Source organism: Rhodococcus sp. 05-2255-1e (assembly GCF_002259025.1).
Taxonomy (GTDB): Bacteria; Actinomycetota; Actinomycetes; order Mycobacteriales; family Mycobacteriaceae; genus Rhodococcoides; species Rhodococcoides fascians.
Genome location: NZ_NOZE01000013.1, coordinates 58,935 through 78,495, shown reverse-complemented (window position 1 = coordinate 78,495; position 19,561 = coordinate 58,935). Strand labels below are relative to the sequence as shown.

The following is a 19,561-nucleotide window of genomic DNA, read 5'->3' as shown; positions in this document are numbered from 1 at the left end:
CAGGCCTACTTAGCGGACTTCATTCGCTGCTTCCACGTGTGCGAGCCGGTGCCGACGGGGATTCCACCGATGGCTCCCGCGAGGCCGAATGTCGGCATGTTGACGTAGATCGCTTCACTGTCCTGGGCTGTCGCGGTATAGGTTTCGTGCCATACGCCGACATGGCCGGTCGCAGCGACCGATCGGTTGAAGGCACGCCAGGCGGGGGCATGTGGTGCGTCGGGATCGGAGGCGAATCGCGTCAGGTCTTCCGCGTTGCGCCAGTAACTGACGAGCATGGTGGTGCGGCCCAACCACGAGTGGTAGCCGAGCAGTCCGGAGGTGGGATCCTGCTCGAGGTGGCTGAGCATCCGCGGCATCGCGCGCGCGGCGGGAAGCCAGGAGCGAACGGCAAGGGGATTGTTGATGCGCATTCCGATGAGGAAGACCGTGACGGTGTCGCGGTCGGATTCGACCGTGGTGCGGCCGTCGATGATGGATTGCATGTCGTGTTCCCGTCTGTTCGTTTCGGGCCGAGCACATGGCGTGACACTGTTATAAAACACTGTTGTGATAGATTTCGCAAGTGGCGAGACCCAGAATTCACGATGCCGAACTGCGCACCCGGCTACTCGAAGCCGCAGCGGAAACCGTTGCGCGCCATGGCGTCGACTCGTTGTCGTTGCGTAAACTCGCGGCCGCGCAGGGCACCTCGACCACGGCCATCTACTCGCTGTTCGGCGGTCGAGCGGAGCTGCTGGTGGCTCTGTTCGGCGCGTCGTTCTCGAGTTTCGGTGACGCGCAACGCAGCGTTCCTGTCACCGGGGAATCCGAGGTCGACCTGCGCGAACTGGCATTTGCGTACCGCCGCTGGGCCATGGCCAACCCACACCTCTACGCAGTGATGTTCGGCGGAGTGCTCGGTTCGGTCGACGTATCCGATCAGGCACACCTCGCGGCCGCCGCGATGGATCCGCTTCGGGCGGCGGTGGCGAGCGCCGTCGAGGCAGGCACGATGAGCGGCGCGTCGGTGGACGTGATCAGCCACTCGTTCTGGGCGATCGTGCACGGTCTGGTGTCGCTCGAGTTGTCGATACCCGGGATGGCCGACGACGAGGATCGTCGGGTGATGTTCGACGCCGGGGCGGCGTCTGTGCTGCGCGGGTGGATGCGTCAGTAGGTGCGCGGTATCCCGATGATCTTGGTGGCGTCGACGGTCATGCCCAACCGTGCTGTCGGTGCGAGCGCGGGCAGGGCCGGAAGATCGTCGGGGGTGGATGTGGCGGCACCGATCACGTCGGCACCAGCGATCTCGAAGTCGGAGATCGCTCGCCGAAGATGGCTGGGAGTTGTTGCGAGCACCAGATTCACAGCACCGATCTCAGCGGCCAGTGAGGTGGCGCGCTGCGCATTCTGCACCGTCGAATTCGCAGTGGACTCGGCGTGAATGCGGTCGGCCGCAATCTCGTTGTCGATCAGCCACTTCTTCATCGCTTCGGCTTCGGTGACGCCGCGCTGCGGATTTCCACCGGTGACGATGATGGGTGATTCGGGGGAACGCTCGGCGACCGCGGCAGCGGATTTCAGTCGCTGCACCAATTCCGGTGCCATACTGCCGTCGTCGTTCAGGCCCAGGCCGAGCACCACGATTGCCGTCCTCACGCCATCGGTCGCAGGCGCGAAGTCGATCGCCTCCGTCGCCGCCTCGTCGATGACTTCGATAGCCCGATCCACCGCATCGGCAAGCGGGGGAGACAGGGCGCGCAGGCGGGCCGAGTGCAGCGCTCGCGCGTCGGCATCATCGGTTGCGTTGGCGTAGAACGTCTGCAGTGCTGCGACATTGGCATCGTTCGGTGCGGCGGTGGCAACCGCGTCCAGTGCGGCGAAACCGGCCTCGTAGCGACCCTTGACCAGAGCATTCTGCGCATCGTTGTACTGCTGCGCGTCGGCCGAACGTACTGCGTCGGCAATCGTTGGGGTCGAGATCGGCGCAGCGGGCTCGGCCGTCGCCGAACTGGATCCCATGGCGAGTCCGAACACGGCGATACAAGAGACCACGGCCACGCGAATCGACGGTTGTTGTCGGCCGGATCGCATTGTCGGCTGCCCTCCTGAACGATGACGGGTTTTCGTCACCCTAGCTCAGTTCGGTGCCAGTGTGGCTGGTGTGATCCGAGTTGCTCGAGTTACAGGAATGTACTTCGGTGTCGGCTGAACTCGATCGTCACATCGTGACCGGAGCGCGTCCGCGGTCGGCTGGTTCGATGGTCACCTCGGCGTCGGGAAGGAAAACTCGCTCGGTCGTGGTGGTTCCGTCGACGCCGTCGGTGACCGTCACCGCCACGTTCTCGGCAACCTGCCCAGCGCTTTCGATGAACCCGGTCGCGACACCCTCCTCGATGAGGAGATGATCACCCACCAACAGAAGAAGCTCATCCGCCGTCACCGTTCGCCTGCCGCCCACATCTTCGATTGTCATGAATCCCACCGTAGTGTGAATTGTCCGAATGGGTTGTTGCTGGGGCTTCGCACTCTGTTTCGGGCGGGTCGTTCGGCAGGAGCCACTTCGTGCTCGACAATCGCAGTATGAGCTTCACCGCGCCCACGCCCGATCCCGTCGACGGTCCGCTCGTCGGTGACGACAGACCCATTCTCGAAGGAATGCTGCGTTGGCATCGAGCCACGTTGTCGAACATCTGTGCCGGTGCCGATGCCGAACAGCTTGCGCAACGCCCCTTCTCGCACTCGACGCTCTCCCTCCTCGGCCTCGTCCGGCACCTCGCGAAGGTCGAACGCATCTGGTTTCGAGAGCGACTGGCGTCGATGTCGTTCGATCCGATGTACGACGCTGCGTTGGGTAAGGATTCCGACTTCCTGGGCGCGACGGAATCGAGTGCAGAGTCGGACTTCGCGCGATTCGCTGCCGAGTGCGAGGCCTCGGACGTGGTCGCTGCCCAATACTCGTTCGAGGATCCGGTCGACTGTCGCGGCGGGCCGATGTCATTGAGGATGGTCTACGTGCACATGATCAGTGAATATGCGCGGCACAACGGGCACGCGGACATCATCCGCGAACAGATCGATGGAGTCACCGGCCGCTGAGGCATACCGTAGACACACCAACAGGCCCCCACACGGAAGAAGGTGTCGAGTGACCGACTCCGATGCAGGATTCGACCCGAGCTCACTGCGGCCGTCGTTGTTCATCGACGGGCAATGGCAAGGAGCCGGTGACGGCGGGACCCGCGACATCGTCGATCCGTCCAACGGCAGCGTGGTGGCCGTCGTCGACGAGGCGACACCCGACGATGCCCTGGTTGCGGTTGCCGCGGCGCGGGCAGCGTTCGACGACGGCCCCTGGCGCTCGGTGACGGTGGGTGAGCGCAGTGATCTGCTCAATCGCATCGCGGACTTGCTCCAACGGGACAAGGCGAAGTTGGCGCATATCGAGACCCTCGATACCGGAAAGACGTTCGGCGAGAGTGAGATCGATATCGACGACGTCACCTCGGTGTTCCGCTTCTATGCCGATCTCGCTGTGGTGCAGGCAGATCGACTGATCGACGTCGACCGTCCGGAAATTCTGAGCCGAGTGGTGCACGAGCCCATCGGTGTCTGCGTGATGATCGCACCCTGGAACTACCCGCTGTTGCAGATCTCGTGGAAAATCGCCCCCGCCTTGGCTGCTGGGTGCACCATGGTGCTCAAACCCAGCGAGGTGACGCCACTGAGCACCATCGCGTTCACCAAGCTCGTGGAAGAAGCGGGAGTGCCTGCCGGTGTGGTCAACCTGCTGCAGGGCAGCGGCGCAACGCTCGGAGATGCGCTCACCAGGAACCGCGACGTCGACTTCATCTCCTTCACCGGCGGACTCGCCACCGGCAGGCACATTCTTGCCGCGGCCGCGGAGAACGTCACGAAGGTGGCGGTGGAACTCGGGGGGAAGAATCCACACATCGTCTTCGCCGACGCGGTGGCCGACGAGCAGTCGTTCGCCGATTCGGTCGACAACGTGCTGACCGGAGTGTTCCTACATTCCGGTCAGGTGTGTTCGGCCGGTACCCGACTGATCATCGAGGAATCAGTGGCCGACCGGTTCGTGGCCGCCGTGGCAGAGCGTGCGAAGACCATCGTGATGGGGCCGGGTATGGACCCGGCCAGCGAGACCGGACCGCTGGTGTCGCAGGCGCAGCGCGAGAAGATCGAAGGCTTCGTGGCGACGGGTATCGAGGAGGGGGCCACCTTGGTCATAGGAGGTACCAAGCCGGACGATCCGTCCTTGAGCAAAGGTAGCTATTTCCTGCCCACCATCTTCGATCACTGCGATCGGTCGATGAATATCGTGCAAGACGAGACGTTCGGGCCCATACTCACTGTGGAGCGATTCGACACCGAGGCCGAGGCGCTTCTGCTGGGTAACGATACGAATTACGGTCTCGCCGCGGGTGTTCGGACGTCCGACGCCGCGCGAGGCGAAAGAATGGTGCGTGGGCTTCGTCATGGAACGGTGTGGCTCAACGACTTCGGTGTCTACACGGCGGCCGCGGAATGGGGCGGCTTCAAGCAGTCCGGGAACGGCCGCGAACTCGGACCGTCCGGTATGTCCGAATATCAAGAAGCGAAGCATATTTGGCACAACACCTCACCTACAGCGGCGGGGTGGTTCGGTACCCGATAGAGCACGATGGGAAAGGCCACAGGCATGGCAATACTGAACGACAATTCGAGCGGAATGGACGATTTCGGTTACAAGGAATCGCTCGACCGCAGTCTCGGCAAATTCGCCAGCTTCGCCGCAGGCGTCAGCTACATCTCGATCCTCACCGGCACCTTTCAGCTGTTCTACTTCGGCTTCGGCACCGCCGGACCGGCATACCTGTGGTCGTGGCCTGCGGTCTTCGTCGGTCAGCTCTGCGTGGCACTGTGCTTCATGGAGTTGGCCGCGAAGTATCCGGTGGCGGGATCGGTGTACAACTGGGCGAAGCTGTTGGGCCGCAGGATCGTCGGTTGGTCGGCGGGCTGGTTGATGCTCACGGCATCGATCGTGACACTGGCCGCCGTTGCCCTCGCTCTGCAGCTGAATCTGCCACGTATCTGGAGCGGATTTCAGATCATCGGTGACGGCTCGGGTGCCACCGACTTCGCGGCCAATGCAGTGCTGCTCGGTGCGATTCTGATCGCCATCACCACCACGATCAACGCGCTGGGCGTTCGACTGATGGCGATGATCAACAGTGCGGGTGTGTTCATCGAACTCATCGCGGCCGTGCTCATCGCGATCTTGCTCGCGGCCAACATCACTCGGGGACCCGAGGTGTTCTTCTCCACCAACGGCTACGGTGCCGGTGAGAGCGGCGGCTACCTCGGTGCCTTCCTGGTCGCGTCGCTGGCGTCGGGATACGTCATGTACGGATTCGACACCGCGAGCTCGCTCGGGGAGGAAACCGTCGAACCTCGGCGCACCGCTCCCAAGGCGATCTTTCGCGCCATCCTCGCGTCGTTCGTCATCGGTGGAGCCATCCTGGTGTTCGCCGTCATGGCCGCGCCGGACCTGAACGATCCTTCCCTCGGCAGCCCCGACGGCAGCCTGCAATCCATCGTCGAATCGGTGATGTGGGGCCCGCTCGGCACCGTCTTCCTCATCTGCATCGTCATTGCGGTCTTCGTCTGCTCACTGGCAGTACACACCGCGGCGATCCGGCTCACGTTCGCCATGGCGCGAGACAACGCGTTGCCCTTCGGCGAAAGCCTGGCCAAGGTGAATCCGAAGACGCAGACCCCGGTGGTGCCCGCGGTGACCATCGGAGTGCTGGCCATCGTGATCCTCGTCGTCAACATCGGTCAGCCGCAGATCTTCACGGTCCTCACCTCGATCGCGATCATCATGATCTATCTCGCGTATCTGATGGTCACCGGACCACTGTTGGTCAAGCGCATCAAAGGCGAGTGGCCGCCGGAGGATCTCAAACCCGGCGGATACTTCACGATGGGTAAGTTCGGCCTGCCGGTCAACATTGCGGCGGTGGTGTGGGGTGCCGGGATGGCGCTCAACCTCGCCTGGCCGCGCGAGGCCGTGTACGGAACCCCCTGGTACAACACGTTCGGTGCGTTCGTCTACATCGGTGGCATCCTGGGCGTGGGCCTGCTGTGGTACGCAATCAAGGGGCGCAAGCACATCGGCACTCTGAAATCACATGCCTCCACGGGCAACTAGAAGGAGCGTGCAGTGACAGACACCCAGTTCGATTACGTCGTCGCGGGAGGTGGCACGGCGGGGTGCGTCCTGGCCGCGCGGCTGAGCGAGGATCCTTCCGTCAGCGTCTGCCTGGTCGAGGCAGGTCCCACCGACGTCGGCGACAAAGCGATCCTGGAACTCGTCGAGTGGATGCATCTGCTCGACTCCGGCTATGACTGGGACTACCCCGTCGAACCGCAGGAACGTGGCAACAGCTTCATGCGGCATGCGCGTGCGAAAGTGCTCGGCGGCTGTTCGTCGCACAACTCCTGCATCGCTTTTCATCCGCCGGCCGAAACTCTCGACGATTGGGCTGCGGCCGGCGCGACGGGCTGGGGCGCGTCGAACATCCTTCCTTTCGTTGCGCGCGTGGAGAACAACGACACCGGCCGCGGTCACGACGGACCCGTGCGGATACGCGACGTGCCGCCGCACGATCCCTGCGGTGCGGCAGTGCTCGAATCGGCCGCCGGAATAGGCCTTCCGACAGTCGCATTCAATCGCGGAACGCCTGTACTCAACGGTGCGGGTTGGTTTCAGATCAATGCGGGTGAGGACGGGTCGCGTATGTCGACGTCCCATGCCTACCTGCACCCGATCATCGGCTCGCGGCCCAACCTCGAGGTGCGCACCGACTGCTGGATCAGCGAGATTCTGATCGACGAGTCGCTGACCGCGACGGGTGTGCGGTACCAACGCCCCGACCTGACCGGCTACGACACCGTGTCCGCGCGTCGCGAGGTGATCGTCACCGCCGGAGCGATCGACACACCGAAGCTGTTGATGCTCTCCGGAATCGGACCGGCGGCACAGCTGCAAGAGATGGGAATCACCGTTCGGGTCGATTCACCGGGAGTGGGAGAGAACCTCGACGACCACGTCGAGGGGCTGGTGTTCTGGGAGGCGAGCAAGCCGATGGTCACCACCTCCTCGCAGTGGTGGGAAATCGGGGTGTTCGCGCAGACCGACTCGTCGCTGAATTACCCGGACATCATGATGCATTACGGCAGCGTGCCGTTCGACATGAACACCCTCCGGTGGGGTTATCCGACCACCGACAACGGGTTCTGTTTGACGCCCAACGTCACTCAGGGTCGTTCTAGGGGAACTGTTCGATTGCGCAGCAGGGACTTTCGTGATCGCGCCAAGGTGGATCCGCGCTATTTCACCGATGCCGACGGCCATGACGACGCGGTGATGCTTGCCGGGCTGAAGCTGGCGCGCGCTATCGCCGCAGACGGTCCACTCGCGGGTTGGATCGAACGCGAACTCGCACCCGGGCCCGATGCCGTCACCGACGATGATCTGCTCGACTATGTGCACAAGACCCACAACACGGTCTATCACCCGGCAGGTACGGCGCGGATGGGATCGGTGGACGACACCATGGCCGTGCTCGATCCCGAGTTGCGCGTCAAGGGCATCTCGAATCTACGCGTGGTCGACGCGTCGGCGATGCCGAAGCTGCCGTATGTCAATCCCAACATCACGGTCATGACCATGGCGGAAAAGTGCGCCGACCTGATCCGTGGCGGATAGATCGGAGCTTGCCGACTTCCTCGGCGCGCACCCACCGTTCCAAGGCGCGTCACCTGCGGTACTGACCGACATCGCCGGAGCAGCCGTCGAACTCGACTATGCCAGTGGCGCATGGGTTGTGGGCCCGACGTCGAAGCCCGATGTGGCCGACACCGTGTGGGTGGTGCGTACCGGTCGAGTGGTGATCGTGCACCACGACGACACCTCGCCCGCCGCCGTACCGATCGACACCATCGGTCCGGGCGGCGTCTTCGGTTTCTCGGCGTTGCTTGTCGGCGGGAAGGTCGAATTCTGTGCGCGCGCAACCGAGCCGAGTACCGTTCTTCGGTTGCCCGGAGAGCTGATTCGACCGCTGTTCGCAACGCCGACCGGGCTGGCGTTTCTGGCCGACGCCGTCACCTCGGCCAGCACGCATCGCGGTGGGGCGGCCGAGGGTAGTGCCGGCCGCGCCGTCGGCGAACTGCTCTCGGCCCCACCGGTGTTCGTCTCCGTCGGCACCTCCGTCCGAGACGCAGTTCGGCACATGACCGAGCAGGGCAGCTCGTACGTCCTGGTTCCGCTGCGAGGTTCGCGCTACGGAATATTCACCGACCGTGACCTCAGGGTGCGGGTGGTCGCCGCGGGAATCGGCGTCGACACCCCGGTCGAGCACGTCATGACGTCGCCCACAGAGACGGTCACCGCGGACCGGTTGGCCGGCACCGTCCTGATGGACATGCTCGAGCTGGGACTGCGGCACATGCCCGTCGTGTCCAGCCGAGGCGAGGTTCTCGGCGTCGTCGAGGACTCCGATCTGCATGCCGCGTCCACGCGTCGCAGCTTCGTGGTTCGTCGCGCGGTGACCTCGGCAACGACATCGGCCGAACTCGCCGACGCAGGAAGGCTCGTTCCGGGATTGGTGGCGGACCTGTTCCGGGGTGGGACCGACGCCCTGGCCGTCAGCGCGATTCTGTCCGTCGTGGTCGACAGCCTCGTTCGCCGAGCCGTGGAGATCGAATGGGCGGCGCGGCCCGAAGTACCGCGACACAACTTCGCCTGGATCACCCTGGGCAGCGTCGCCCGTCGGGAGGCGATGCCCTCCTCGGACGTCGACAGCGCTTTGACTTGGTCGGATACCACCGCCGACCCCTACGTGCGTGGACGATCGAACTCGGTGCCGAGAACTCGCGACGAAGTGCTGATGGGCCTGGCCGCTCGGGTACACGCGAGCCTCGACGGTGCCGGGTTGCCGTCCGACACCAACGGTGCGGTTGCGAGTTCGCCGAGATTCGCACGCTCGGCCGGACAGTGGGAAAGTGCCGCGGCCCACTGGCTCAGCAACCCCTTCGGCGATCGTGGCAAAGCAGGAACCACTGGTCGTTCCGCAGGCTCCACTCCGGCTGGGGACTCCGGCCTCATCATGTCCTCGCTGATGATCGACGGCAGGGTGGTGTGGGGCCCGAGGGAGTTGAACACCGTTCCCGAGGCCTATCGCCGACTGCTGGTCGACAACCCCGATGCACTGCGGCTGCAACTTCGCGACGCCCTCGCCGGACGGGCCAGGCTGCGTTCGCTGCGCGACGTGCTGGCGCGGCGCGGCGGCACGTTCGACCTCAAGGCCCATGCACTGACTCCGATCGTCAATCTCGCTCGGTGGGGTGGACTGTCGGTCGGAATGGCCTCGGCCTCGACACCGGCGCGTCTGGCGGCCGCGTCGGGCAACGGGATGCTCTCCGAACGGGACGTCACCACGTTGACCGAGGTGTTCGCGCTGCTTCAACGGCTGCGGCTGTCACACCAGATCGATCAGATGACGGCAGGCCATCGGCCCGGCGATGTGCTGATCATGGCCGATCTCTCACCGCTCGAGCGCAGTCTGCTCACCGACGGCATCCGAGAGATCGCCGCGGTGCAACGCCGAGTCGGGTACCTCGCCGCCAATGTCGGCGTGCATCGCTGACCGGGAAGCACCAGACTGTGTGCCGTGACCACCAATCCCGTGAGCGTTCCCACCCCGTCCACCGTCGAACACAACCGTTTGGCGGAGTCACCAGGGGTCAGTGGGCCATGGCGTCAGTGGGGACCGTACCTGGCGGGACGGCAGTGGGGCACGGTGCGCGAGGACTACTCCGAGGACGGAAACGCGTGGGCGTCGTTTCCGTTCGATCAGGCGCACAAGCGTGCCTACCGCTGGGGTGAGGACGGAATCGGTGGAATCTGCGATCGATTCGGTTTCCTGAATTTCGCGTTCGCCCTGTGGAATCGCAAGGATCCGATTCTGAAGGAACGGCTCTTCGGGTTGGCCAACGAGGAGGGGAATCACGGCGAGGACGTCAAGGAGTATTTCTGGGCGATCGACGGCACTCCGACGCACAGTTGGATGCAGTGGCTCTACCGCTACCCGCAAGCGGAGTATCCGTACGCGCACCTGCGCGAGGAGAGTGCCCGACGCGGCCGAGACGACCGCGAATACGAATTGGCCGATACCGGGATCCTGGACGAGAACCGGTTCTTCGACGTTCAGGTCACGTATGCGAAAGCGTCGCCCGACGACATCTGCATCACGATCTCCATCACCAATCACGGACCCGAGGCGGCATCGGTCGATCTGCTGCCGCAACTGTGGCTGCGCAACACCTGGTCGTGGGGGCGCGACGATCGCGGCGGATCGCTCACCCAGCTGACCCGACCGGAACTGCTGGCCGGCGGCCTCGAGGCCGTTGCCGCCGATCACGGCTTTCTCGGTCGGTACTACCTCAGCGCCGAGGGGACGCCGTCAGTGTTGCTCTGCGACAACGAAACCAATGCAGAGTCCTTGTGGGGGCAGGACAACCTGTCGAAGTACCCCAAGGACGGCATCGGCCGACATGTCGTCGACGGCGAACAGGGTGCGGTGAACCCCGAGCAGACCGGAACGAAGGCTGCATTCTGGTATAGATTCGACGACATCGCCTCGGGCGCAACCGAATCGGTGCGACTGCGCTTGTCGCCCCATAGGCCGGACGAGCAGACGTTCGGTGCGGGATTCGACGCGGTCACCGGTGACCGTCGTGCGGAGGCGGACGAGTTCTACGGCGCAGTGATCGGTGCGGACCTCACCGATGCCGATCGACACGTGGCGCGCCGGGCATATGCGGGGTTGTTGTGGACCAAGCAGCTCTACCGCTACGACGTCGAGCAGTGGATCGAGGGCGACAAGGTGGGAGCCCCGGCGCCGCACTCGCGTCAGGACCCCAAGGGCCGTAACGCCCATTGGCGTCACCTCGCACTGGCCGATGTGATTTCGATGCCCGACGAGTGGGAATATCCATGGTTCGCCGCCTGGGACTTGGCCTTTCACGCTATTCCTCTCGCACATGTGGACCCGGACTTCGCGAAGGAGCAGTTGGTCCTGATGTGCAGGGAATGGGCCATGCATCCCAACGGCCAACTGCCGGCCTACGAGTGGGAGTTCGGCGACGTCAACCCTCCTGTCCACGCCTGGGCGGCCTGGCACGTCTATCGGATCGACGGGTACCGGGATCGCGAGTTCCTGGTCCGGGTGTTCACGAAGTTGCTGCTCAACTTCGCGTGGTGGGTCAATCGCAAGGATTCGGAGGGGTCGAACATCTTCGAGGGCGGGTTCCTCGGTATGGACAACATCGGATTGTTCAATCGCTCCGCTCCGCTGCCGCCCGGTTTCCGTCTGGAACAGTCCGACGCCACGAGTTGGATGGCGTTCTACTGCCAGCAGATGTTCAAGATCGCACTCGAGCTCGCGCGCCACGACAGCGCCTGGGACGACGTCGCGACCAAGTTCTTCTCGCATTTCCTCTCGATCGCGAAGGCGGTCAACTCGTTCGGTTCGCAGCACATTTCGCTGTGGCACGAGGAAGACGGATTCTTCTACGACGTCCTCGTGCAACCCGAGGGCGACGCGGTACCGATGCGAGTGCGATCCATGGTCGGTCTGCTTCCCATTCTCGGGGCCACGGAAATTCCGCCCTGGGTCGAGGCGGAGTGCCCGGACCTCGCGGCGCGGCTGCGGTGGGTTCAGCACCGTCGGCCGGAAATGGTCTCACCGCTGCTGGCGCGTCGGGAAGGCAACGAGGTGCGCCTTCTGCTCACCCTTGTGCAGCCCGAACGTCTCAAGCGGATCCTCTCTCGCATGTTCGACTCGGAAGAGTTCTTGTCGGAGTTCGGTATTCGTTCCTTGTCGGCTTCGTACCGCGAGCCGGTCACGTTCGATGTCGACGGTCGTAGCCTGTCCATCGAGTACGAGCCGGGGGAGTCGCGCACCGGAATGTTCGGGGGTAACTCCAATTGGCGAGGGCCGGTGTGGTTCCCGGTGAATGTGCTGTTGGCGGACAAGCTGCGCGCCTATGGGCGCTACTACGGCGACTCGTTCACCATCGAAATTCCCACCGGCTCGGGAAACCATCGCACTCTCACCGATGCCGCAGACTTGATCGACAACGGCTTGGCAGGACTGTTCCGTCCCGTCGACGGCAAGAGGCCTGCCGACGGTCGGCGGATCGAGTCGAGTTCCGATCCTTTGTGGAGTGAGCACCCGACCTTCAACGAGTACTTCGACGGAGACACCGGCGAGGGACTCGGAGCAACACACCAAACCGGCTGGACGGCGTTGGTTGCGCACCTGCTCAGGCCCCGTCTGCCGCTGTGAGGGCCTGCGGCCCATGTGAGTGGAACTTCGTAGTGGGCTACGAAGTTCCACGCACATGCGGCGCAGCCGCATAGTCTGGCGGGATGAAGATTCGCGGCGCTGTACTCGAAGAAATCGGCCGATCTCGTCCCTTCGCGGACTCGCATCCCATCACCGTCTCCGAACTCGAACTGGGCTCACCGGGTGACGGGGAACTGCTCGTCCGGATCGAAGCCGCCGGACTGTGCCATTCGGATCTGTCGGTGGTCGACGGTAATCGCGTTCGTCCGGTACCGATGCTGCTCGGCCACGAGGCCGCGGGCCGCGTCGAGGAAGTCGGCGCGGGCGTCGACGACATAGCAGTCGGAACCCGTGTGGTCATGACGTTCCTGCCGCGCTGCGGTGACTGCGCGGGGTGCGCCACCGACGGCCAGATGCCCTGCGTCGTGGGAAGCGCGTCGAACAATGCGGGCACGTTGCTCGGCGGAGACATCAAATTGCACCGAGACGGTGCCGAGATCAAGCATCACCTCGGAGTCTCCGGCTTCGCCACACACGCAGTGGTCAGTAGGAAGTCGGTGGTACCGGTCGACGACGACATCCCAGCCGACATCGCAGCGGTCCTCGGTTGTGCAGTGCTCACCGGCGGCGGCGCTGTCCTCAACGCCGGAACTCCGAAGCCGGGGCAGTCGGTGATGGTGGTCGGCCTCGGCGGAGTGGGCATGGCGGCCGTACTGACCGCGGTATCGATCGGTGCGGGTGAGGTCATCGGTGTCGACGGCGTCCCCGACAAGCTCGTCGCCGCAACCGATCTGGGTGCGACACAGGTCTATTCACCTGCGGATCTCGCAGAGAAGGGGATCAAGGCGGACATCGTCATCGAGGCAGCGGGAAACGCCCGTGCATTCGAAACTGCTGTCGCGGCAACGGCTCCCGGTGGAAAGACGATCACCGTCGGCCTACCTGCTCCCGACGCCCGTTCGTCGATCTCACCTCTCGGTCTGGTAGCCGAGGCGCGCACGATCATCGGTAGTTACCTCGGCTCGGCCGTCCCGGCGCGCGACATTCCGACGTACGCGCAGATGTGGCGCGAAGGTCGACTGCCCGTCGAGAAGCTGATCTCCTCGCGCATCACGTTGGACGAGATCAACCGCGGCATGGACGAATTGGCCGACGGCAACGCCATCCGTCAGGTCATCGTTTTCGACTGACCGTCAGCGGTGGGCCGCGGTGGCCACCCACCGCCCGCGACGGCGAGAGATGTCGATCGGATGGTCGAAGCACGTGCTGATGTTGTCCGTCGTCAGCACCGTGTCGACAGGCCCCTGAGCGTGCACGCGCCCGTCGCGGATCAGCAATGCGTGGGTGGTCGAGGTGGGGATTTCCTCGAGATGGTGGGTGACCAGGATGCTGGCGAGCCCGGGATGTTCGGCACGCAGCGAGTCCAGCGCCGTCAGGAGTTGTTCGCGGGCAGCGAGATCGAGGCCGGTGGCGGGTTCGTCGAGTAGCAGCAGCGCCGGATCGGGCAGCAGTGCGCGAGCGATCAGTGCCCGGCCCCGCTCGCCCTGGGAGAGGGTGTGCCACGACGCGTCCACGCGGTGGGCAACTCCCAGCGACTCGACGAGCCGGTTGGCGCGAGCGACCTCGTCCTCGGTGGCCGACCACCTCGGGATCAGATCGGGCGTGTTGGTCAGTCCCGTCAGGACGACCTGGAGCAGAGTCAGCGGGGCCTCGATCTTCAGACGAGGGTCGACGTGTCCGATGTGCGTGCGTAATTCGCGCATGTCCACTCGGCCCAGGCGGTGGCCCAGTACGTGCACCGCGCCCCGCGTGGGATGGACGACGGCTCCCAGCAAGCTGAGCAGGGTGCTCTTGCCGGCACCGTTGGCACCGAGCAACACCCAGTGCTCGCCTTCGTCGACCCGCACGGTCGCATCGCTGAGGAGATAGCGGCCGCCACGGACGAGATCGACGCGGTCGGCGAACAGAACGCTGGACTTCACCGACCGACCGTAGCTGCCGGCGTCGGGGGCCTGGAAGTAGGCTCGGTCTTCGGCAGGACGACAAGACGACGACGAAACGAGTGTGGGAACGACGTGAGTGCAACGGCACCTGTTCGAGTAGGGGTACTGGGGTCACGCGGCAAGGTCGGTCAGGCGATCTGCGCCGCAGTCGACGCTGCCGGCGATCTGGAGCTCGTGGCAACCGTCGACCAGGGCGATCCGCTGGCGAACTTCGTCGACAGCGGTGCTCAGGTGGTCGTGGATTTCACCCATCCCGATGTGGTCATGGACAACCTGCAGTTCTTGGTCGAGCACGGCATCCATGCCGTCGTCGGCACGACGGGTTTCGACGAGCAGCGGCTCGAGCAGGTTCGTGAGTGGTTGGCCGGATCGCCACAGACGGGTGTGTTGATTGCACCGAACTTCGCCATCGGAGCGGTGCTGTCGATGCGCTTCGCTCAGCAGGCAGCCCGATTCTTCGATTCCGTCGAGGTGATCGAGCTGCATCACCCGAACAAGGCCGATGCACCCTCGGGGACCGCGTACCGTACCGCCGCGCTGATCGCCGAAGCGCGGGCGGCAGCGGGCACCCCGAAGAGTCCCGATGCGACGACGACGGAGCTCGACGGTGCTCGCGGAGCCGACGTGGACGGAGTGCGCGTGCACTCCATCAGACTGGCGGGCCTCGTTGCGCACCAAGAGGTTCTGCTGGGGACACAGGGCGAGACGCTGAGCATCCGACACGACTCGCTGGACCGGACGTCCTTTGCGCCCGGTGTACTGCTCGGAGTCCGAGAGATCGCTGCCCGGCCGGGGCTGACCGTCGGCCTCGATCCGCTTCTGGATCTGTGAGCTGATCGACAGTGAACAAAGCGACCAAAGTCGTCGCCATCATTGCAGTGATGGTGTTGATCCTCGGCTTCTACTTCTTCCTGCTCGGACAGCGCGGAGTGACGTTGATCCAGAACGGCGGGGTGGCCAGTACTGCCCTGGGGATCGGGGTCATCCTGCTGCCGATCGTCGGGTTGTGGATCGTGTGGGCGACGCTCAAAGCAGGATTCGACCATCAGCGGCTGGCGTCGCGCATCCGAGAGGAAGGCCTCGAACTCGACGTCGACGATCTGCCGAGGAGGCCGTCGGGGCGCATCGAACGAGACGCAGCCGACGAACTCTTCCAGCAGGTCAAGGCCGAATGGGAAAAAGATCCCGACAACTGGCGAAATTCGTATCGGCTGGCGCGGGCCTACGATTACGCGGGTGATCGCGGGCGAGCTCGCGAGACCATGAAACGTGCTGTGGCACTGGAACGTGCCGAGAGCTGACGGACATGGCGCGCACTCTGCTGATCGTTCACCACACACCGAGCCCGCCGATGCGGGAACTGCTCGAATCGGTCCTCGCCGGAGCCCATGACCCGGAGATCAGCGGTGTGGACGTGCGCAGTGTGCCTGCGCTCGGCGCGACAGTCCCGGATGTGCTTGCCGCCGATGGCTTTCTCTTCGGTACCCCGGCGAACTTCGGTTACATGAGCGGTGCCCTGAAACATTTCTTCGACACCGTCTACTACCCGAGTCTCGATGCGGTATCCGGAAAGCCCTACGGTGCGTGGGTGTACGGAAACAGTGATACCGCTGGTGCCGGGCGGGCAATCGAAAGTATTGCAGCGGGTTGGGGATTGGACAAGGTTGCCGAGACCGCTCACCTGGTGGACAGCGGCAAGGAGTCGCGGGAGCGCTGCTACGAACTCGGCGGGACGATCGCGGCCGGTCTGTCCGACTGACCGCTGCCCGAGTCGGCGTGAACGTCTCGGCACGCTGCGGTCGCGCGAGTACCGACTCAGTCCGACTCGACAGGGGAGTGAGATCGCAGCACGTCGTCGGCCGGGATCGACAACGGAATTTCCAGAAGCCGTTCCGGCCAACTCGGGTACGCGGGTCTGATCCACACACGGTTGTCGTCGAGCTGAGTCATCAACACCCGGCGCCACTGCCAATCGTCCTGCGGTGTCAGCAGATCGGTCTCGGGCTGCAACGGCAGTGGGGCTTTCGTCCAGTGCGGCAACGACAGGGACGCCAGTCCGCGTTCCTCCAGGGCGGCAATCGCGTCCTCCAGCGACACACCCAGCGAAACAGTGATACCCACCGGATTGACGGCATCGACCAGGTATCCCTCGTCGTGTTCGTCGTACGGGGCCGATTCATCCGCGCTGTGTGCGACGGTCCATCCGATCACCTCGCCGTCCGAGGCTCGTTTCACCGGCAATCTGCTACGCCACCGCTCGACATCCACTCACTCGAGGATACGCGGCTCGATGTAGTGAGTTCGGTGAAGAAACTATGTCCGATTGTGAGCAGGCAGGGTCGTGCTCGTGTTTGACTGCAGGGGATAGTCGACATTTGTACCGCTCTCCATACCAAGGGATTTCGATGACCCTCCCCATTCTCGACCGCTCCAGAATCGTTGCTACGCCCGAATGGAGTCGCTGGCTGATACCCCCGGCAGCCCTGTCGATACACCTGGCGATCGGATCTGCGTACGCCTGGAGCGTCTTCAAGAACGCCATCTCACAGCCCGACGCCCTGGGGCTCAGCGGAACGGTCACCGCCATACCGTTTCAGCTCGCCATCGTCATGCTCGGCCTGTCGGCCGCGATCTTCGGCACCAGAGTGGAGAAGAACGGCCCGCGGTGGGCGATGGCCGTCTCACTTGTCTTCTTCGTATCGGGACTGCTCATTTCCGCACTCGGCATGGCACTCGGCCAGTTCTGGCTGGTGATCTTCGGATACGGCTTCATCGGCGGTATCGGCCTCGGAATCGGATATATCTCGCCCGTGTCGACGCTGATGAAGTGGTTCCCGGACCGGCCGGGAATGGCGACCGGTATCGCGATCATGGGCTTCGGCGGCGGCGCCCTGATCGCGTCACCTCTCACCAGCCAACTGATGGTGAACTTCGGCGGCTTCACCGATGGTTCGATCGCCAAGACGTTCCTCACCCTCGGCGTCGGGTACGCGGTGTTCATGGCGCTGGGAGTCGTGCTGATCAGAGTCCCGGCCGAGGGGTGGACACCGAAAGGCTGGACGCCTCCCGCGGCGTCGGCGATGATCTCGACGCACAACGTCTCCGCGGCCAACGCCGTCAAGACTCCCCAGTTCTGGCTCTTGTGGGTGGTGTTGTGCTTCAACGTCACTGCCGGCATCGGCATCCTCGAACGCGGCTCCGGGATCTACCAAGACTTCTTTCCGGACGCCACCTCCCCGGAATCGTTGGCCGCGGCGGCCGCTGGCTTCGTGGCGTTCCTGTCTCTGACCAACATGATCGGTCGCTTCGTCTGGTCCTCGGTCTCGGACGTGGTGGGTCGCAAGAACATCTATCGTCTGTACCTCGGTGTCGGCGCGCTCCTGTACCTGTATATCGCCCTGTTCACCAACACGAACAAGATCCTCTTCATGGTGTCGGCGCTGTTGATCCTGTCGTTCTACGGCGCGGGATTCGCAACCGTTCCGGCCTATCTCAAGGACCTCTTCGGTACGTACCAGGTGGGCGCAATCCACGGACGACTGCTCACCGCATGGTCGGTGGCAGGTGTTCTGGGACCACTGATCGTCAACGCCATCGCCGACGCCGGCGAGGCGGGAACCACCGGCCGGTACCTCCCGGCCTTCTACGTGATGATCGGATTGTTGGTCGTCGGGTTCCTGGCCAACGAAGCCATCAAGCCGGTGGCGTCGAAATTCCATGAATCCGATTCGGCCGACGCCGCCGATTCGACGACCTCGACAGGAGCCAAGGCATGACCACCGCGCGAATGCAGGGAACGATGGTGATCGCATGGCTCTGGGTGTCCGTGCCGTTCGCCTACGGACTGTACGAGCTGATCCTCAAGGCCAAGAATCTCTTCAGCACCTGAACCACCGTGTCGGTGGATCGTGACAGGGTGGCCCGATGCGAGACATGAGCGCTGCCATGGCGCGCCGCACCGCCTTGGCCGCCCAAGGACTGGCGTCGGCCCGATCGCGCACGCGGCCGGCGAGCAAGAGCGCGGTGCACGGAGCCATCGACACCACCGGGTTGTTGCAGATCGATTCGGTGTCGGTGGTGGTGCGCGCGCACTACGCGCCGGTGTTCAGTCGCGTCGGTGCCTACGACAGAAAAATCCTCGACGACGCCGCCTGGACCGACACCACCCGACGCCCGAGGCGGTTGGTCGAATACTGGGCGCACGAGGCAGCGTTGCTCCCGGTGGAGGACTGGCCGCTGATGCGGTGGCGCATGGAGTTGTACCGACACGGTCGATGGGGTGGAGCCGCCCGCATCCTCGATCGTGAACCCACACTGGTGGACGATGTTCTCGCCGTGATCGCAGAGCACGGCGCGGCCAGTGCGGGTGAGATCGAGAAGCATCTCGACGTCGAGAAGCCCGGGCGCAAGGGTCCCTGGTGGGATCGAAGCGACGTCAAGGTCGTCTGCGAGCAACTCTTCGCTGCTGGAGTGGTCAGCGTGCCGGCACGGTCCGGGTTCGTTCGGCAGTACGAGCTCAGCGAACGGGTGCTCCCCGACGCTGTTCTCCGCAGGCAGGTCGACGAAGCGGATGCGGTGCGGGCATTGATCGAAAAGTCCTCTCGTGCACTGGGAATCGGAACCGAGCCGGATCTGCGAGACTACTATCGACTCTCCCAGAAGCAGTCCAAGGCCGCAATCGCCGACCTCGTGGAAGACGGCGTCCTGGAGCAGGTGTCCGTCCGAGGGTGGAACGCGCCGGCCTATGTGCACCGCGACGCCAGAACACCGAGGACTGCCACCGTCGCAACCCTGTTGTGCCCGTTCGATCCGATGATCTTCTATCGGCCGCGTGTGGAGAGAATCTTCGATTTCCACTATCGCATCGAGATATACACCCCGCAGCACAAGCGAATTCACGGGTACTACGTATTTCCTTTCCTGCTGGACGGCCATCTCGTGGCACGCGTCGATCTCAAGGCCGTACGGGCGAACTCGGAACTACACGTCATAGCGGCGTACGTCGAAGGCGACCGCGATCCACGCGACATCGCGCCCCGGTTGCGCGACGTCCTGCACGAGATGGCGGAGTGGCTCGAACTCGAACGTGTGGTGGTGGGTACCCGAGGTGATCTCGTCGCTGCGCTGCGATGACATGATCCGGCGTGCGCTCGGTACGGATCG

Annotated in this window: 19 protein-coding genes; 14 read left to right on the top strand and 5 right to left on the bottom strand. The window is 64.1% G+C overall.

Translation table 11 applies throughout. The features are described from left to right. Nucleotides 1-5: 5 nt before the first annotated feature. On the bottom strand, nucleotides 6-485 hold the full coding sequence (locus tag CH262_RS10500; RefSeq protein WP_032370831.1) for a DUF4188 domain-containing protein: 480 nt from the start codon (nucleotides 483-485) through the stop codon (nucleotides 6-8). An 80-nt stretch (nucleotides 486-565) separates the two neighbouring features. Here CH262_RS10500 and CH262_RS10495 point away from each other — a divergent pair, with 80 nt between their 5' ends. After that, nucleotides 566-1,159, top strand: coding sequence for a TetR/AcrR family transcriptional regulator (locus CH262_RS10495; RefSeq protein WP_027496788.1), 594 nt, complete (start codon nucleotides 566-568; stop codon nucleotides 1,157-1,159). Here the strand turns inward: CH262_RS10495 and CH262_RS10490 are convergent. Both CH262_RS10490 and CH262_RS10485 read right to left on the bottom strand, forming a co-directional pair. Then, complete coding sequence (locus CH262_RS10490) at nucleotides 1,153-2,076, bottom strand: YdcF family protein (RefSeq protein ID WP_094717563.1); 924 nt, start codon at nucleotides 2,074-2,076, stop codon at nucleotides 1,153-1,155. The two genes, CH262_RS10495 and CH262_RS10490, sit on opposite strands and share 7 nt — an antisense overlap. Nucleotides 2,077-2,203: 127 nt before the next feature. Continuing rightward, nucleotides 2,204-2,458 (bottom strand): hypothetical protein, encoded by a 255-nt coding sequence (locus CH262_RS10485; protein ID WP_032370974.1) that lies wholly within the window; start codon nucleotides 2,456-2,458, stop codon nucleotides 2,204-2,206. Between the two features lie 107 nt (nucleotides 2,459-2,565). On the opposite strand from CH262_RS10485, the gene CH262_RS10480 reads away from it, so the two are divergent. The 7 genes from CH262_RS10480 to CH262_RS10450 all read left to right on the top strand — a co-directional run bounded on the left by CH262_RS10480 (nucleotide 2,566) and on the right by CH262_RS10450 (nucleotide 13,585). After that, nucleotides 2,566-3,081 (top strand): DinB family protein, encoded by a 516-nt coding sequence (locus tag CH262_RS10480; RefSeq protein WP_032387486.1) that lies wholly within the window; start codon nucleotides 2,566-2,568, stop codon nucleotides 3,079-3,081. A 49-nt stretch (nucleotides 3,082-3,130) separates the two neighbouring features. After that, nucleotides 3,131-4,657: an aldehyde dehydrogenase family protein gene (locus tag CH262_RS10475; RefSeq protein WP_179274962.1), complete on the top strand. Its 1,527-nt coding sequence runs from the start codon at nucleotides 3,131-3,133 to the stop codon at nucleotides 4,655-4,657. 24 nt (nucleotides 4,658-4,681) lie between these two features. Beyond that, complete coding sequence (locus tag CH262_RS10470; RefSeq protein WP_032407077.1) at nucleotides 4,682-6,193, top strand: APC family permease; 1,512 nt, start codon at nucleotides 4,682-4,684, stop codon at nucleotides 6,191-6,193. A 12-nt stretch (nucleotides 6,194-6,205) separates the two neighbouring features. Next, nucleotides 6,206-7,753 carry a GMC family oxidoreductase gene (locus CH262_RS10465; protein WP_094652964.1) on the top strand — a complete coding sequence of 516 codons (1,548 nt, stop codon included), beginning with the start codon at nucleotides 6,206-6,208 and terminating at the stop codon, nucleotides 7,751-7,753. Then, the gene (locus CH262_RS10460) at nucleotides 7,743-9,692 is read left to right on the top strand and encodes a putative nucleotidyltransferase substrate binding domain-containing protein (protein ID WP_094652963.1); all 1,950 of its coding nucleotides are present in this window, start codon (nucleotides 7,743-7,745) and stop codon (nucleotides 9,690-9,692) included. Before CH262_RS10465 ends, CH262_RS10460 begins: the two co-directional genes overlap by 11 nt. A gap of 24 nt (nucleotides 9,693-9,716) precedes the next feature. Continuing rightward, the gene (locus tag CH262_RS10455) at nucleotides 9,717-12,395 is read left to right on the top strand and encodes an MGH1-like glycoside hydrolase domain-containing protein (protein WP_256988757.1); all 2,679 of its coding nucleotides are present in this window, start codon (nucleotides 9,717-9,719) and stop codon (nucleotides 12,393-12,395) included. Nucleotides 12,396-12,478: 83 nt separating this feature from the next. Next, nucleotides 12,479-13,585 carry an alcohol dehydrogenase catalytic domain-containing protein gene (locus CH262_RS10450; protein ID WP_094717562.1) on the top strand — a complete coding sequence of 369 codons (1,107 nt, stop codon included), beginning with the start codon at nucleotides 12,479-12,481 and terminating at the stop codon, nucleotides 13,583-13,585. Between the two features lie 3 nt (nucleotides 13,586-13,588). Here CH262_RS10450 and CH262_RS10445 read toward each other — a convergent pair whose 3' ends face one another. Beyond that, entirely contained in the window at nucleotides 13,589-14,377 is a 789-nt protein-coding gene (locus tag CH262_RS10445) for an ABC transporter ATP-binding protein (protein WP_032372577.1), read from the bottom strand. Between the two features lie 93 nt (nucleotides 14,378-14,470). On the opposite strand from CH262_RS10445, the gene dapB reads away from it, so the two are divergent. From dapB to CH262_RS10430, 3 genes are read left to right on the top strand one after another with little or no spacing between them, the layout of a single operon-like run. After that, nucleotides 14,471-15,229, top strand: a complete 759-nt coding sequence (gene dapB, locus CH262_RS10440; protein ID WP_027496797.1) for a 4-hydroxy-tetrahydrodipicolinate reductase — start codon at nucleotides 14,471-14,473, stop codon at nucleotides 15,227-15,229. 50 nt (nucleotides 15,230-15,279) lie between these two features. Beyond that, on the top strand, nucleotides 15,280-15,699 hold the full coding sequence (locus CH262_RS10435) for a hypothetical protein (protein WP_052053358.1): 420 nt from the start codon (nucleotides 15,280-15,282) through the stop codon (nucleotides 15,697-15,699). 5 nt (nucleotides 15,700-15,704) lie between these two features. Next, nucleotides 15,705-16,157 (top strand): flavodoxin family protein, encoded by a 453-nt coding sequence (locus tag CH262_RS10430; protein WP_032383358.1) that lies wholly within the window; start codon nucleotides 15,705-15,707, stop codon nucleotides 16,155-16,157. Between the two features lie 56 nt (nucleotides 16,158-16,213). Here the strand turns inward: CH262_RS10430 and CH262_RS10425 are convergent, their stop codons facing one another. Then, nucleotides 16,214-16,633 carry a hypothetical protein gene (locus tag CH262_RS10425; RefSeq protein ID WP_179274961.1) on the bottom strand — a complete coding sequence of 140 codons (420 nt, stop codon included), beginning with the start codon at nucleotides 16,631-16,633 and terminating at the stop codon, nucleotides 16,214-16,216. Nucleotides 16,634-16,803: 170 nt separating this feature from the next. Between CH262_RS10425 and CH262_RS10420 the strand changes: the two genes are divergently transcribed. From CH262_RS10420 to CH262_RS10415, 3 genes are read left to right on the top strand one after another with little or no spacing between them, the layout of a single operon-like run. Further along, a complete protein-coding gene (locus CH262_RS10420; RefSeq protein WP_027496813.1) occupies nucleotides 16,804-18,174 on the top strand; it encodes an OFA family MFS transporter in 1,371 nt (456 codons plus the stop codon). Further along, nucleotides 18,171-18,287 (top strand): MFS transporter small subunit, encoded by a 117-nt coding sequence (locus CH262_RS28495; RefSeq protein WP_420030340.1) that lies wholly within the window; start codon nucleotides 18,171-18,173, stop codon nucleotides 18,285-18,287. The genes CH262_RS10420 and CH262_RS28495 overlap by 4 nt, the downstream gene beginning before the upstream one ends. Before the next feature lie 35 nt (nucleotides 18,288-18,322). After that, entirely contained in the window at nucleotides 18,323-19,531 is a 1,209-nt protein-coding gene (locus tag CH262_RS10415; protein ID WP_032372575.1) for a winged helix-turn-helix domain-containing protein, read from the top strand. Nucleotides 19,532-19,561: the final 30 nt, after the last annotated feature.

Coding starts and splice junctions, on each gene's coding strand:
- CH262_RS10415 (WP_032372575.1), top strand. CDS start 18,323: ATGCGAGACATGAGCGCTGCCATGGCGCGCCGCACCGCCTTGGCCGCC.
- CH262_RS10490 (WP_094717563.1), bottom strand. CDS start 2,076: ATGCGATCCGGCCGACAACAACCGTCGATTCGCGTGGCCGTGGTCTCT.
- CH262_RS10435 (WP_052053358.1), top strand. CDS start 15,280: ATGGTGTTGATCCTCGGCTTCTACTTCTTCCTGCTCGGACAGCGCGGA.
- CH262_RS10470 (WP_032407077.1), top strand. CDS start 4,682: ATGGCAATACTGAACGACAATTCGAGCGGAATGGACGATTTCGGTTAC.
- CH262_RS10480 (WP_032387486.1), top strand. CDS start 2,566: ATGAGCTTCACCGCGCCCACGCCCGATCCCGTCGACGGTCCGCTCGTC.
- CH262_RS10430 (WP_032383358.1), top strand. CDS start 15,705: ATGGCGCGCACTCTGCTGATCGTTCACCACACACCGAGCCCGCCGATG.
- CH262_RS28495 (WP_420030340.1), top strand. CDS start 18,171: ATGACCACCGCGCGAATGCAGGGAACGATGGTGATCGCATGGCTCTGG.
- CH262_RS10420 (WP_027496813.1), top strand. CDS start 16,804: ATGACCCTCCCCATTCTCGACCGCTCCAGAATCGTTGCTACGCCCGAA.
- CH262_RS10485 (WP_032370974.1), bottom strand. CDS start 2,458: ATGACAATCGAAGATGTGGGCGGCAGGCGAACGGTGACGGCGGATGAG.
- CH262_RS10450 (WP_094717562.1), top strand. CDS start 12,479: ATGAAGATTCGCGGCGCTGTACTCGAAGAAATCGGCCGATCTCGTCCC.
- CH262_RS10500 (WP_032370831.1), bottom strand. CDS start 485: ATGCAATCCATCATCGACGGCCGCACCACGGTCGAATCCGACCGCGAC.